This is a genomic window from Actinomadura sp. SCN-SB, assembly GCF_043906805.1.
Lineage (GTDB): Bacteria > Actinomycetota > Actinomycetes > Streptosporangiales > Streptosporangiaceae > Spirillospora.
Map to the genome: position 1 here is coordinate 16,379 of NZ_JBIMPP010000085.1, position 14,201 is coordinate 30,579.

10 protein-coding genes are annotated in these 14,201 nt (G+C 72.3%); 8 read left to right on the forward strand and 2 right to left on the reverse strand.

The window, feature by feature from the left end; translation table 11 throughout:
- The first annotated feature begins 234 nt into the window (after positions 1-234).
- The 4 genes from ACGWYJ_RS34590 (at position 235) to ACGWYJ_RS34605 (ending at position 7,330) form a co-directional block, all read left to right on the forward strand.
- The gene (locus tag ACGWYJ_RS34590; RefSeq protein ID WP_395110785.1) at positions 235-906 is read left to right on the forward strand and encodes a hypothetical protein; all 672 of its coding nucleotides are present in this window, start codon (positions 235-237) and stop codon (positions 904-906) included.
- Between the two features lie 352 nt (positions 907-1,258).
- Complete coding sequence (locus ACGWYJ_RS34595; protein ID WP_395110786.1) at positions 1,259-5,719, forward strand: SCO7613 C-terminal domain-containing membrane protein; 4,461 nt, start codon at positions 1,259-1,261, stop codon at positions 5,717-5,719.
- Positions 5,720-5,978: 259 nt separating this feature from the next.
- Positions 5,979-6,932: an AraC family transcriptional regulator gene (locus ACGWYJ_RS34600; RefSeq protein ID WP_395110787.1), complete on the forward strand. Its 954-nt coding sequence runs from the start codon at positions 5,979-5,981 to the stop codon at positions 6,930-6,932.
- Between the two features lie 20 nt (positions 6,933-6,952).
- Positions 6,953-7,330 (forward strand): helix-turn-helix domain-containing protein, encoded by a 378-nt coding sequence (locus ACGWYJ_RS34605; RefSeq protein ID WP_395110788.1) that lies wholly within the window; start codon positions 6,953-6,955, stop codon positions 7,328-7,330.
- Position 7,331: 1 nt separating this feature from the next.
- On the opposite strand, the gene ACGWYJ_RS34610 is transcribed toward ACGWYJ_RS34605, so the two are convergent.
- Complete coding sequence (locus ACGWYJ_RS34610) at positions 7,332-8,438, reverse strand: phosphotransferase family protein (protein ID WP_395110789.1); 1,107 nt, start codon at positions 8,436-8,438, stop codon at positions 7,332-7,334.
- A 115-nt stretch (positions 8,439-8,553) separates the two neighbouring features.
- Between ACGWYJ_RS34610 and ACGWYJ_RS34615 the strand changes: the two genes are divergently transcribed.
- The 4 genes from ACGWYJ_RS34615 (at position 8,554) to ACGWYJ_RS34630 (ending at position 13,300) form a co-directional block, all read left to right on the forward strand.
- A complete protein-coding gene (locus ACGWYJ_RS34615; protein ID WP_395110790.1) occupies positions 8,554-9,846 on the forward strand; it encodes an acyl-CoA dehydrogenase family protein in 1,293 nt (430 codons plus the stop codon).
- The gene (locus ACGWYJ_RS34620) at positions 9,843-10,559 is read left to right on the forward strand and encodes a TetR/AcrR family transcriptional regulator (protein WP_395110791.1); all 717 of its coding nucleotides are present in this window, start codon (positions 9,843-9,845) and stop codon (positions 10,557-10,559) included. Before ACGWYJ_RS34615 ends, ACGWYJ_RS34620 begins: the two co-directional genes overlap by 4 nt.
- A 168-nt stretch (positions 10,560-10,727) precedes the next feature.
- Positions 10,728-12,155: a hypothetical protein gene (locus ACGWYJ_RS34625; protein WP_395110792.1), complete on the forward strand. Its 1,428-nt coding sequence runs from the start codon at positions 10,728-10,730 to the stop codon at positions 12,153-12,155.
- Entirely contained in the window at positions 12,152-13,300 is a 1,149-nt protein-coding gene (locus ACGWYJ_RS34630) for an ARPP-2 domain-containing protein (protein WP_395110793.1), read from the forward strand. Before ACGWYJ_RS34625 ends, ACGWYJ_RS34630 begins: the two co-directional genes overlap by 4 nt.
- 3 nt (positions 13,301-13,303) lie before the next feature.
- Here ACGWYJ_RS34630 and ACGWYJ_RS34635 read toward each other — a convergent pair whose 3' ends face one another.
- Positions 13,304-14,125 carry a PIG-L family deacetylase gene (locus ACGWYJ_RS34635; protein ID WP_395110794.1) on the reverse strand — a complete coding sequence of 274 codons (822 nt, stop codon included), beginning with the start codon at positions 14,123-14,125 and terminating at the stop codon, positions 13,304-13,306.
- Positions 14,126-14,201: the final 76 nt, after the last annotated feature.

Consider the following 14,201-nt stretch of genomic DNA (forward strand, 5'->3'; position numbering starts at 1 on the left):
GTGACCCGTATTCGGTCACGCGCCCTTGTGCGCGAACGCGTTCCGCCATGCGCGCATGCGCGGGCCTCCCTTTCGCGGGTTCCCTCCAACGCGGCGTTCTGCGCGTCCCGAGCTCGACGCTCGGAGCCGTTTCCCCAGCCCAGCGAGGCCGCGCCGACCGGCCCCGTCGCCCCCTCGTGACTCCGCCGATCCGGCGTGAAACGGCCGTCCTGACCGCCGAACAAAGGATTCTTCATGGAGAAGCGATCGATCAATATCCTCATGACGGGCGTCACCGTCACCTGCCTGGCAGGCATGCTGGCGGCCGGCGTGGCCTTCGCGAGCAGCGACGACGGCGTCCAGCAGATCACCCCGTCCAAGGAGCCGATCGCGGCCCGGCAGGACCTCGCCGGGCAGAAGGACCCCAAGGCCGTGAGCCTGCCGGAGGAGGCCGGCGCCACGGCCACCAAGAAGCTCACCCCCGAACCCACCACTGTGCCCACCTCCAAGCCCGCCAAGAAGCGCGCCCAGAAGGCGCTGCTCACCGGCACGACCACCGCGTCCTACTTCTGGGACGACGGCTCGGGCATCGCCGGTGACACGGGGGCGCCCGCCAGCGGCAAGCCCATGCAGAAGGGCATGTTCGCCAGCCCCAGCTGGCCCCTGCTGACCAAGGTCAAGGTGACCTACAACGGCCGTAGCGTCATCGGATTCGTGGGCGACCGCGGCCCCGGCGAGCCCTCGCACCGCGGCATCATGCTCGACCTGGACACCTACACCTTCCGTTACCTGCTCGACGGCAAGAAGCCGAAGAGCAACTACAACGCCGGTACGTCGCAAGGCCACCTGAAGGGCGTCAAGTACGAGGTCCTGGAGTGGGGCAGCGGCCCCGGCAAGAAGGGCAAGCCTCAGCCGTTCGGTTCCTGAGCGGCGAAGGCCGGATCCAACGGAACAACGACGCGAGAACGCCCCGATGGAGCGGACCATCGGGGCGTTCTCGCGTCCCCATGAGAGGCGCTCTCACCGCGAAGAACCGCTATGCGGACCCGTCCTGGGAGACCGCTCTCCAACACAACGCGCACACATAATCACAGTGCGTCGTGTTCCGGTTCGGTTACGGACGACCTCCACCGAATCTCACCGTTTCCTCCGCCGCGTCTAATGCCCTGAGGCCGTTCGCAAGCCTGGGAGGTGGCCGCCGATGCACCGGCGCGAGTGCCCGGTCTGCCGGAACCCGATCGGGGAGACCGATCCATCCTGCGCCACGTGCGGATTGCGGTTGGAGGGACCCCTCGCCGAGGACCTCCTGCGGATCCACGCAGAGTTCCTGGATACCGAGGCGGCGCTCAGGGACCTGGACGAGAGACGCCTGGAACTGGAGAAGCACCGCGACAGCCTGATCAGGCGGGGCTCGCTGATCGTGGCCCGCCTTCGCGGCGAGCAGGAGCACGGCTGGGCCGCCGCCCCCGTTCCGGCGGCGGCCCCCGCCGCGGCTGCCGTGCCGCTCCAGCCCACGCCCGCCGCGCCGCCCCAGCCCACCTCCGCCCCGGCTGCGCCTGCCGTGCCGTACCCGCCCGAGCCCGCCGAGCGCGGGCCGCGACGGGACCTTTCAGGGTTCGCGGTGCAGAACCTGCTGCTTCTCCTGGGCGGCCTTCTCCTGGGCATAGCGGCGATCGTGTTCACGGTGGTGAGCTGGGGCCACCTCAGCATCCGCGCCGCGATCCTGGCCACCGCCACCGTGGGCACGCTGGCCTTTCCCTGGCCGCTCGTACGGCGGCGGCTGCAATCCACGGCCGAGACGATCGCCTACATCGGCCTGGTGTTCATTCCCCTGACCGGCCTCGCCGTCGTCAACGCGGCTTCGGGCCAATCCAACGCGCCCGAGGAACTGTCCGTCCCGGGCTCGGGCAACAGCGGATGGTGGGTCGCCGCCGGGGCCTCGGCCGCCGTCGCCGTCCTGTGGGCGGGCTACGCGCGTGTGGCGCCTCTGCGGTTGCCCGCGCCCACGGCCGTCGCGATCGCCCAGGTGCCGTTGCCCCTCGCGGCCGTCGCCGCCGGTCCGACACCCACGGGGGTCGCGCTGGCGCTGGTGGCGACGGCGGGCCTCGACCTGCTGATCTGGCTGCGGGACGGATCCGCCTCGGAACGGGCCGTCGCCTCGGCCGCGGGCATCATGGCCGGCGTCGGTGGCGCGGGAACGGCGCTCGCCGCGTCCTTCATGGCGTCGTCACCGGCCGATGGCGTGCGGGCCTCCGGAGTGCTCGTCCTGGCCGCCCTCCTCTGCGCCGCCGGCGCCTGGCTCCTGAAGGACCACGTCGAACGCGGCCTGACCTCCGGGCTCTCCGCGACGTGCCTTGTGGCCGCCCTCGCCGCCCCGGCCGCCGAGGCGCTTCCCAGCGGGTGGGCGGTGGCGCCGTACACCGCGTCGGCATGCCTCGTGCTGGCAGGGACGCGAAGGGCGCCCGAACGCCTCCGCCTTGGCGCCACCCTCGCCTCCCTGGGCGCACTCGCCCTGACCGTCCTCCTGGCCGTGCCGGACGTCCTGCTGAGCGCCATCGTGCCCTTCACCCGTGCGGTGGACGCCTCGTTCTGGAACCAGGACGGCCCCGACGGCACGCTCGGCCTCGATCAGCCGGGGATCGGCTACGAGGCGGCGCCGCTCATCCTGGGGGCCGCGGCGATCGTCGTCCTGCTGCTGCCGCGACTGCTGACGCGGCCGGTGCCGGACGCGGCGACCCGCCCGGCCGGTCTCGCGCTGGCGACCGCGGCCGTGCTGGTCCTTCCGGCGGCGGCCGAGTCTCCCTACGCCGTGTCCCTCGCGGTGGTGCTCGCCCTCACGCTGGCCTTGCTCGCCCTCGCGACCTGGGTGAAGAGCAGGTCCCTCGCCATCGCCTCGACCTCGCTGGGCGCCTACCTCGCGGTTTTGGCGTTCATGTGGGCGGCTCAGGACGAGACGGCGTCCGTGGTGACGGCGAGCGTCATCATGGCGGCGTTCCTGGCGTACGCGTTCCCCGCGCGCACGGCCGTGGCGCAGTCGGCCATGGCGGCGGGGACGGTGCTCGGCACGACCGCGTTCCTGGTGGTCCTCTGGACCGTCCTCGGCTGGGACACCGAGTCGCTCGTGGCCGCGTGGCTGGGAGTACGGCTCGTCGCGATGCTGGTGGCGCTGCCCACCGGCGGACCTCCGGGCGTCCTCGCCCGCGCTGTCGTGGGTTCACGCCGCACGCTGCGCACGATCGTCCTCGGTGGCGCCTTCTCCGCGCTGCGTGTCGTGCCGCCCGGTGCCGCCCTGCGTGCGCGCCGCCCCGCACAGGCGATCGCCCTCGACATCTCCTCAGCGGTCATCACGACCGTTCTGATCGTGGTCCTGCTGAGCGACGCCGGGAGCGGCGATCCGGAGCGCTTGACGGTCCTGAGCCTGGTCCTGGCCGTCACCGCCGTGATGGCCGCCGTGTCGGCCTGGTCGCTGAAGCGGGTGGGGCTGCCCAGCGCCTTCTCGCTGGGGGAGTCCTACGTCTTCGCGGCGCTGGCGCCGCTGCCGCTGAGCGAGTCCTTCTTCCCCGCGCTGTTCGGCCCGTACGGCTGGGTGGTCGCAGGAGCGTGGGAAGGGGCACCGGAGAGCGCGCGTGCCGCGCTCGGACCCGACACCACCTGGACGGTCCAGCCCGCGCTCCTGCCCGTTCTGCTGATAGCCGGGGTCGCAGCCGTGTCCGCCGCCGCGGTGGACAAGGGACGATGGGCCGCGCTCGGCGTCGCCCAGGTGGTCATTCCGGTCGCGGTGGCCCCGATACCGCTCGCGGCGAACCTTCCCTACTGGGCCGCCCTCATCTTCCTGGTGGCCCTGACGACGGGCCTGGCGCTCTGGGCGGCGATGAACCGGACCGCCGCAGGAGGAGCGGCGCTGTGGACTGCCACCCTCGCGGTGTCCTGGTCGCTGGCCGACCGTACCGCCACCCTGGCCGTCCTGGCGGCGCTCGCCATCGCCTGCGTGGTGTGCGCGCTCCGTGGCGGGCGTTCCCCCGTCGCATCGGTGGCCTCGGGCGTCGCGACGCTGGCGTTGGGCGCGGAGGGAGCGGCCGCCGCGCTGGCAGGAGACCTGCCCGCGCGGCACGCGGCCTTGGTCGTCCTCGCCATCGCGGTGCTCGCCGTCCGGGCCGGCGCGCTCCTCGACAGGCAACCGGCCCGCGACACCACACCCGACGGTGACGGGACGGCCGGAACGCCGGACGAGACACGACCTCCCCGGCGGTTCCCCGGGTTCTCCTACGCGCTCGACATCGCCGCCTTGCTGCTGTGGTGCGCGGCCCTTGTGATGACCGGCGCCCATGCGGAGCAGATGACGCTCGTCATGTCGGTGGGCGCCCTCACGGCGGCCGTGGCGGCGGGTGGGCCGCGGATGGCGTCCGCCCGTCCGCTCGTGCTCGCTTCGGCTTGGATCGTCCAGGCATTCGCCCTGCTGATGTGGCTGGACGCACTGGGCGAGGCGGCGCTGACGCCGTACACCTGGGTGCCCGAGACCTGGTCCAGGCAGGCCGCCCCCGACCTGACGACGAGTCCCCTGGCCGCGGCCGTGGTGGGAGGGATCACCGCGCTGATGGCGATCGCGAGCGCTCGCGTCCTGGACGGGCCGCGCGGCGCCTACCGTGCCGCCGTCATCGGGGTGCCGCTCGCCCTGCTGGTGCTTCCGGCGACCGCCGGCCTTCCCTACTGGGCGGGCCTGGCCCTGGTGTGCGGCCTGGTGACGGCGCTCGCCATCCGGGCGACGCTGGCTCGTACCGCGGACGCCGCCGCGGCCGTCATGGCGTTCGGCCTGGCCACGCTCGCCCTCGCCTGGTCGTCCCCCCTGGAACCGGCCACGCTCGCAGTGACGGGCGGGCTCGCCGTACTGGCGGCGGGATGCGCGTTGCTGGCTCGCGACACCGTGATGCGCTGCGGTTCCTCGGCGGTGGCCGTCCTCGCCTCGGGCGGGCTGGTCGCCGCCGCGTGCCTGGCCGCCGGTCTGAGCGTCGGGGCCGCCGGTCTGGCGGTGCTCGCGGTCGCCGCCCCGGCCGCGCTCGGGGCGTGGGAGATCGGCCATCGCCGCCCCGAAGCGGGGGTCTCCGTCGAGCTCGCCGGGTACGCGGTGGCCGTGGCGGGCCTGGCCATGTGCTTCGTGAGCGTCCTGTACGCGACCATCGCGCTCACCTGCGCGGGCGTGCTGGCGCTGGCGATCGCGATCCGTCCCGATCGCCGCCAGGCCCTGGTGGCGGCCGCGGTGCTCCTCCACCTCGCGCTATGGCTGCGCCTGGCCGACGCGGGGGTCGCCGCTCCCGAGGCGTACACGGTGTCGGTCAGCGTGCTGGGTCTCCTGGGCGGGTGGTGGCTGCGGCAGCGCGACCACGCCCTGTCCTCCTGGGCGGCGTACGCCCCGGCCCTCGCGCTCACGCTGCTGCCCAGCCTCGCCGTGGCCTGGAGCGACGACGGCCTCACGCGGCCCCTGCTCCTCGGCCTCGCCGCGTTCGCCTGCACGTTCGCGGGCGCGTGGACACGCCTCCAGGCCCCGCTGCTGCTCGGCGGGACGGTGCTGGTGGTGAACGCGGCGCACGAGCTGTACCCGGCACTGGCCGACCTGGTGGGGAACGGGCCCCGCTGGCTTCCCATCGCGTTGACCGGCGCCGCGCTCCTGTTCATGGGCGCGACCTACGAGCACCGCCTTCGGGACCTGCGCCGCGTGCGCGCCTCCATCGCGAAGATGGGCTAGCCGAAGGGACGGATGAGGTCGTGCCCCGCGGGGCCGGGTAGACGGCTCGATCCTGGGTCGCTTCCCAGGTAAGGGCGTTACCCTCTGCCCAGTCCCCGCGGGACACTTCCATGCTGACATGCGATCCGCTCCGCGTAACCGTCAGGCCGCGTCCTCGATACGCCAGGTGATGCCGTACGGGGCGAGGGCGTTCAAAAAGGCGGCGGGTGAGATGATGAATAATCCAGAAGCTCTCATGGATGCGTCATCGTCTCTGATCGTGGAGGTTCGGCGTATGGACGTGCTCTCCGACGTGATCGCGTCCGCCCGTACCGGGCGTCCCCACTCGTCCCGGACGGTCCGGCGGGCACCGTGGGGGTCGTGGTTCCACGCCTCCTCGGGCGCCGGGTTCCACGTGATGCTCGCCGGGACGGGCTGGCTGATCCCGGAGGAGGGCGACCCCGTCCCACTGGGTGTCGGCGACGTGGTGTTCGCGTCCAGGGGCGCCGCGCACGGGCTCGCCGACAGCCCCTCCACGCCGCTGCGGCCGGCCGCCCCTGTCGCCCTGGACCGGATCGCGCCCGCCGAAGACGACGGGGACGTGTCGGCCGTGATGCTCTGCGGCGCGTACCGGTTGGACGGCGCGCGCCCGCACCCGCTGCTCAAGGAACTGCCCGACATCATCCACCTGCCCGCCGGGCTGGGACGGCGGGCGCCGTTGCGCGCCGCCGTCGAGCTGCTGGGCGCGGAGATGGCGTCCCCCGGGCCGGGCAGTGACGCGCTCGTCCCGGCATTGCTCGACAGTCTGCTCCTCTACATCCTGCGCGCCTGGTACGAGGAGCACCCGGACCAGGGCTGGGCGCGGGTCCTCGGGGACCCCGCCGTCAACGCCGCCCTGCGCGCCCTCCACGACGACCCGGCGCGGCCCTGGACGGTGCGGGATCTGGGCAGGGAGGCGGGCCTGTCGAGGGCCGCGTTCGCGCGCCGGTTCACCGCGCTGGTGGGGCGCCCGCCCCTCGCCTACCTCACCTGGTGGCGTCTCACCCTCGCCGCCCGGCTGCTCTGCGAGGGGGACGCGCCGCTGGCCTCGATCGCCCAGAGGGTCGGGTATGCGTCGGAGTACGCCTTCGCCACCGCGTTCAAGCGGGAGTACGGCATCGCTCCCGGACGTTACCGCTCCACCCGCGGGCAGGGCCGGGCACCATCGCGTCAGGTCAGCTTGACGTCAGGGTGACCTGACGGCAGGATGGGGGCATGTCACCGGACGAACTGGACACCGTGCTGACCCTGCGCACCGCGGTCGCGCGCTACGAGGAACTGCGCGTCCGCGATCTGTTCGACGACGTCGAGGAGCCGCTGGGACGCGCCGAGGCGCTGGAGCTGATCGCGCTGGGCGAGGTGATCGCGCGCAAGGCCCGCTACGGGCGCCAGCTCGCCGTGCGCACCGCGCGTGAGGCGGGCGCCTCCTGGTCGCAGATCGGGCGCGCGATGGGCACCAGCAAGCAGACCGCCTGGGAGACCCACAACCGCTGGATCGAGCAGCAGCGGCGCCGCGAGGGCGACCCGGGCCATCTGGGCATGGGCGAGGACGCCATCGCCCGCGAGCGCCACCTGGCGGGCCCGGGGGAGTGAGTCACCCGGCGGCGATGAACGCCTCGGCGCGGCGGAACAGGCCGAGCGTGATGGCGTGCAGCAGGTCGCCGGTCTCCTTGGGCGCCTTGCCGGCGTGCGCCCGGGCGTTCGTGCCCTCCAGGACGATGCCGAGCTTGAAACAGGCCAGCACCGCGTACCAGGTGATGGCGTCCAGGTCGCGGCCCGCCGTCGCCTCCTCCAGCTCGGCGTAGGCGCTCACCAGCTCGTCGGGGCCGGGCAGGTCGCCCGCCTCGCCCAGCGGCCCCGCCAGCGGCCCGGCCAGCGCGGTCGCCGGGGACGTGCTCCCGCCGTCGTGCCCGGGCCAGGTGGCCAGCAGCCAGCCCAGGTCCACCAGCGGGTCGCCGATCGTGCACATCTCCCAGTCCACGATCGCGGCGATCCCCGGGCCGTCCACCGCGTACATCAGGTTGGCCAGGTGGTAGTCGCCGTGCATGATCCCCGGCCGCCAGGTCGTGGGGCGGTTGGCCTCCAGCCACCGCGCGACCTTGTCCACACCGGGGATCTCGTGCCCCTTGTAGCCCGGCATCGCCGCGTAGCCGTCCAGCTCCGACAGCCAGCGGCCGACCTGCCGTTCCAGGAACCCCTCGGGCTTGCCGAACCCGTCCAGCCCCACCGCCCGGTGGTCGACCGCGCCCAGGGCCGCCAGCGACCGGGCCGCGTTCAGGCCCATCGCGTGCCGTATCGCCGCGTCGGAGGCGTGCGGCTCGGGCAGCGTGACCGAGGCGTTGAAGCCCTCGACCGGCGCCATGAGATAGAACACCGCGCCGTGCATGACGTTCTCGTCCGGGCAGGCGGCAATGAGGCGCGGGGCGGGCACGCCGGTCCCCTCCAGCGCCGACAGCACCCGGGCCTCGCGGCGCAGCACGTCGTTGGTCCGGGCGCGCAGGTGCCGCGGGCCCCGGCGCAGCACGTACTCCCGGCCGCCGCGGCCGAACCTGACCAGGACGTTCTGGGTGCCGCCGCCGAGCACCTCGACGTCCTCGAACGGGCCCTCGGGCAGGCCGTGCTCGGCCATCCACCGGGCGAGCACGTCGAAGTCCACGAGCGCGCGCTCGATCCGCGCGGGCTGGTGTCCGGGCTGCTCCACGTCGGTTCTCCCTCACGGTGGTCCCTGTGCTGCGGAGGTTAACAGTCATGCGCTTGCATTAATCATTGCGGCAGGCGCATTATCAGGACGCGGACGACGACGCAGGGAGGCCGCCATGGCGTGGGACTTCGAGACCGACCCCGAATACCAGGAGCTTCTGGACTGGGCGGACGCCTTCGTCCGCGACGAGGTGGAACCCCTCGACCTGGTGCTCGGCGACCCGTACGACAAGGCCGACCCGAGCTTCCAGAAGCTGGTCAGGCCGTTGCAGCAGCGGGTCAAGGAGCGCGGGCTCTGGGCCTGCCACCTCGGCCCCGAGCTGGGCGGGCAGGGCTACGGCCAGGTCAGGCTCGCGCTGCTCAACGAGATCCTGGGCCGTTCCAGGTTCGCGCCCTCGGTGTTCGGCTGCCAGGCGCCCGACTCCGGCAACGCCGAGATCCTCGCCCATTTCGGCACCGAAGAACAGAAGAAGCTTTACCTCGCGCCGCTGCTGGACGGCGAGATCTCCTCCTCGTACTCGATGACCGAGCCGCACGGCGGCGCCGACCCGACGCTGTTCACCACCCGCGCGGAAAGGGACGGCGACGGCTGGGTCATCAACGGCGAGAAATGGTTCTCCTCCAACGCCAAGCACGCCACGTTCATCATCGTCATGGCCGTGACCAACCCGGACGTCAGCGCCTACGAGGGCATGTCGATGTTCATCGTCCCCGCCGGGACGCCCGGGCTGACCATCGTCCGCAACGTGGGCGTCGGCGGCGAGCGCGAAGGCTCGCACGGCTACCTGCGGTACGACAACGTCCGGGTGCCCGCAGGCAACCTCCTCGGCGAGGAGGGCGGCGCGTTCGCCATCGCCCAGACCCGCCTCGGCGGCGGCCGCATCCACCACGCCATGCGCACGATCGCCCAGGTCCGCAAGGCGTTCGACATGATGTGCGAGCGCGCGGTCTCGCGCACGACGCGGTTCGGGCCGCTGGCCAAGCTGCAGATGACCCAGGAGAAGATCGCCGACAGCTGGATCGAGATCGAGCAGTTCCGCCTGCTGGTCCTGCGCACCGCCTGGCTCATCGACAAGCACCAGGACTACCGCAAGGTCCGCAAGGACATCGCCGCGGTCAAGGCCGCCATGCCCAAGGTGTTCCACGACGTCGTCCAGCGGGCCATGCACCTGCACGGCGCGCTCGGCGTGTCGGGGGAGATGCCGTTCGCCGGGATGCTGCTGGGCGCCGAGGCGCTCGGCATCGCCGACGGCCCCACCGAGGTCCACAAGATCACGGTGGCGCGGCAGATCCTGCGCGACTACGAGCCGGTCGAGGGCCTGTGGCCCAGCGGCCACCTGCCCACCAGGCGGGCGGCGGCCCGCGAGCGCTACGCGGCCGCCCTGGAGCTCTCCCTAGGGAACGAGTGAGCGACCCCGCCCCCGCCCACGCGGCACCGTCCTCGACGCGGGAGCGGCTGCTGGACGCCGCCCAGCGCCTGTACGCCCGGCGCGGCCTGGACGCGGTCAGCCTCCGCGAGATCAACCAGGCCGCGGGGGCGCGCAACGCCACCGCCGTCCAGTACCACTTCGGCGGCCGGGCCGGGATCGTCCGCGCGATCTTCGCCAGGTACCTGCCGGACGTCGAGGCCCGCAGGCACGCCCTCCTGGACGCGTACGAGTCGTCCGAGTCGTCCGGGACGGACGCGTCCGGCGACAGGGTCAGGACGCTCGCCGGGGCGCTGGTCCGGCCGCTGGCCGCGCGGCTGGCCGACCCGGGCGGCCGGGAGTTCCTCCAAATCTGGGCGGCGGTCCTGGACCGTCCCGACCCCATCCTCCCGCCCGGGGACCTCGACGACCCGATCAGCAGCGTCCACCGGTGGCGTGCGCTGGTGCTCCCGCTGCTAGAGGAGGACGCGGTACGCCTGCACCGGCGCTTCACCGCGCTGCTGTACGCCTCGATCGAGCTGGGCCGACGCGCCCGGTCCGGCCCGCACACCGACGACCGGCTGTTCACCAGCTACCTGATCGACGTGGTCACCGCGATCCTGACCGCCCCCGTCTCGGACGAGACCCGCCGCCTCGCCGCCGAACGCGACGCCGCCAGGCGAGCGCCCACCCCGCCCGATCCCGGTCCCCGGTAAATGGGCGGAGACGCCCGGCTTTCCGGTGTTACGGTGCCGGTGCCGGCCGCGGGACTCCGGTGCGACTTCCGGAACCCGTTCTTCAAACGATGATTCGCTGCTCGCGCCCCCATTCCCCGGCCGGCACCCCATCAGACGTTCTCTCCACGGATGTGCGTGCGGTGCCGGATGAGCGAGACCCTGGCGGACCTGGTCGCCTGCGAGGACGTGCTGATGTTCGTCAACGCCGCCATCACCTCCACGGGACAGCGCGAGTTCCACGAAGGCGAGGGCGGCCAGCGCCTCTCCCTGGGCTTCCTGCACGACTACATGCTGGTCAACTACCGGGACCTGTACGCCTCGGCGCTCGCGCTGGACATCAACGACCACAACGCGGCGCTGATCGTCCGCAACCTGCTGGTGTCGGCCGCGGACGCCGGCGGCCCCGAACGCCGGCGCGCCGAGGGACGGCTGATCGCGGCGCGGCTGCGGAGGCTGCCGCCCCAGCGCGTCCTGCGGGTGTTCCGTGACCTGCGGCGGGCCGGGGTCAACAACCGCCGGACCCGCGCCATCCTGCGGGACTGGCTCGCCTCCCGCCCCGATCCCGCGTTCGACGCCGTCAAGTACCGCTCCGCCATCAAAGACGCGGTCCGCCAAGCCCACCTGAACCTCGGCGGAGAACTCGGGGCGTTCCTGTTCGACCCCCACGGCCAAGCCTCGTTCCGCACGCCGCTGTTCGAGACCTGGCGCCGCGCGCATTACGAGCACGCCGCGCTGTACGAACTCCCCTACACCGTGGCTGAGGGCTTCGCCGCCAAGCACGGCATCCCCCGCGAGGTGTTCCTGGAGCGCATCGAACCACGCATGACCCGTCTCGAACGGCTCCGCCTCCAAGAGAACGCCCGCGAACGCAAGGTGGCGGCGGTCGGCACCGACCTGTCCGCCATGCCGCTGACCCGGCTCGCCTCGTACGTCCTGTCGCTACCTCTGGACGACCGCGTCAAGCGCCGCGACGAACTCACCACGGCGTTGCGCGCCTCCGCGCGCCGCACCGCCGGGCCCGGCGCCGGCCAGTGGGGGCGTGTCGCGGCCGTGCTCGACGACAGCTTCTCCACCACCGGCTCCGGGCACAAGCGCCGCCGCCCCCTCGCGGTCGCGCTGGCCTGCCACTACCTGCTCCAGGCCCTCGCCACCCGCTACACGCCGCTGTGGACCTCGCGCCGCACGGACGAACTGCTGCTGTACCCGTTCGGCCCGACACCGCTGGGTGAGCGGATCCTGGACGCCCTGGACACCGGCCCCGAACGCCTGGTCATCGTCTCCGACGGCTTCGACAACGCCCCACCCGGCCTCGCCCGCGAGGTCCTCCAGGTCTGGCGCACCCGGCTCGACCCGCACCACCGCGTCTCGATCGCCCACCTCAACCCGGTGTACGACGCCGAGGACTTCGACGTGCGCAGGCTCGCGCCGGGCGTGCCGGCCGCCGGGATCCGGGACGCCGAAGACCTGCCCGCCCTCGTCGAACTGGCCCGCTTCGCCGAAGGCCGCGCCGGGATCGACGAGGTCCGGGCCTACCTCGGCGAACGCGTCGCCCGGTTCACCGAGGAGGACCGATGAACCCGCTGTCGTTCGAGGGTCTGCACACCCGGCCCGCGCAGGCATGGGGATCGATCCGCCTCGTCCCCCTCGTACGGGACGAACCCGTGCCCGGCCTGCGCCTGGACCGCCGCGTCTACCAGGACCCGTCCATCGTCGACATCGGCGACGGCACCGCCTACTGGTCCTATAACCCGCACGCGTTCGTGGCGACCTGGACACAAGCCTCCGAGCCCGCGGCCGCGTACGGCACCCGGCTGCTGGCCAAGGACGACGCGGGCACCAGCCCTCCGAGCATGCCCATCAAGGTACGGCGCCGGATGGCCCGCCGCGTCGCCAAGGACAGGCTGCGGTTCCTGCCGCTGCACCTGGCCGTCGAGGGCTACCTCTCGCTGCACTTCGGCGGCCCGGAGATCGCCTGGGAGGAATGGTCCCAGCGCGCCCTCGCCCACGGCCTGTCACCACGCTCCGAGGAGGCGTACCTCGGCCTGTACGTGCGCGGCCTCGAAGACGCCCTGGGCATCTTCGAGATCCATCCCGGCCAGTGCGGCGTCATGGTCTACGTCGCCGACGCCCTGGCCAGCGCCTTCGTCGTCCCCCACCCCGACGACTACAGGGCCCTGCACGCCACCCTCGTCGAAGACATGTACGGCGAACAGATGTACCAGTACGGCCTGCTCAACCTCCCCGCGGCCGACCTGCGCGCACGCATCGACGCCACGCAGGTCCGCACCCTGAAGGACCTGCGGGCCCAGGCGGAACGATGCCAGGCCGAATGGGCCGCCTTCCACGACGACATCATGGCGGGCCAGATCCTCGACACGGACGGCACGTACCAGACCGTCCAGCACCTCGGGCACTTCGAGCTCGGCCGATTCCTGCCGACGTTCCGCCTCCGCCAGGAAAACCACATCGGCGAAGCCATTACCGACGACCAAGGCAGGATCGCCTACCTCAAGTCGTTCCGCCTCTCCGACGCCCAGACGCGCCGCGGCCACCTCCTCACCCAACTGGCCGCCCACAACTGGAACATCGAGGACACGGCCGCCGCACTGGGCACCAACGCCGCCCGGCTAGGGCTGCGCATCGAACGCGCAGGCTTCGGCTTCCTCCTCCGCCAGGACGTGCTCGACCACTACCGCGCCCATGCCCGCAAAGGCACGTGACCGTCAGGCTTCCCGCAAGCCCTCGAACAGGTCCTCCTCACGATCAGGGACGGACACCCGCGACAGCTTGCGAGTGAACGTCTCCTGACCCAGCACCATCCGCCGCGCGTCCTCGGGCAAACGCAGAATGAAAATGTTCTCGCCCTGGCTCGCGTGCGCCTCCAGCGCCTTCCGCTTGCGCTCCACGAACGGCGACACGTCCACGACACTCGTGATCGCCTCGTCCGGGACGCCGATGTCCTCGGGAACGTCGAACGCCCCCACGTCCATGCCGGTGGTGCGCAGATACTCCATGAGCTGGACGATGCCCGAACGCGGAATCGCCGTGTAATACAACTTCTCCGGGATACCCGTCGACTCGGTCGCGGCCACCGCGACCCGGTGCGCCTGGATATGATCCGGATGCCCGTACCCGCCCGTCTCGTCGTACGTCACGACCACCTGCGGCCGGTACCGCTCCATCAACCCCGCCACCCGATGCGCCGCCGCCTCCACCGGAACGTTCGCGAACGCCTCAGGATGCTCATTGGTGTGCCACCCGGCCATCCCCGAATCCCGATAGCCCAGCAGCTCCACATGGTCAATGCCCAGCAGCCGCGCCGACTCCCGCAACTCCGCCAGCCGCAGCCGCGCGACCCCCTCGGCGTCATGCCCCTCATCAGTGGGCTTGAACCCGTTCGGGTCATCGCCGCCCTCGCCATTGGTGCACGTCACCAAGACCGTACGGATCCCCTCGGCGGCGCACCGCGCCAGCAGCCCACCGGTGCTCAGCACCTCGTCATCGGGATGCGCATGCACTGCCATCAGCGTGAGCTGGGACTTCATGCTCTCACTCTAGTCACTGTGGGGGGGCGGGTCATTGTGGGGGGGACGACCCCCCACACCCCCCGGTGCGGGGCCA

Coding starts and splice junctions, on each gene's coding strand:
- ACGWYJ_RS34590 (WP_395110785.1), top strand. CDS start 235: ATGGAGAAGCGATCGATCAATATCCTCATGACGGGCGTCACCGTCACC.
- ACGWYJ_RS34605 (WP_395110788.1), top strand. CDS start 6,953: ATGTCACCGGACGAACTGGACACCGTGCTGACCCTGCGCACCGCGGTC.
- ACGWYJ_RS34615 (WP_395110790.1), top strand. CDS start 8,554: ATGGCGTGGGACTTCGAGACCGACCCCGAATACCAGGAGCTTCTGGAC.
- ACGWYJ_RS34625 (WP_395110792.1), top strand. CDS start 10,728: ATGAGCGAGACCCTGGCGGACCTGGTCGCCTGCGAGGACGTGCTGATG.
- ACGWYJ_RS34630 (WP_395110793.1), top strand. CDS start 12,152: ATGAACCCGCTGTCGTTCGAGGGTCTGCACACCCGGCCCGCGCAGGCA.
- ACGWYJ_RS34635 (WP_395110794.1), bottom strand. CDS start 14,125: ATGAAGTCCCAGCTCACGCTGATGGCAGTGCATGCGCATCCCGATGAC.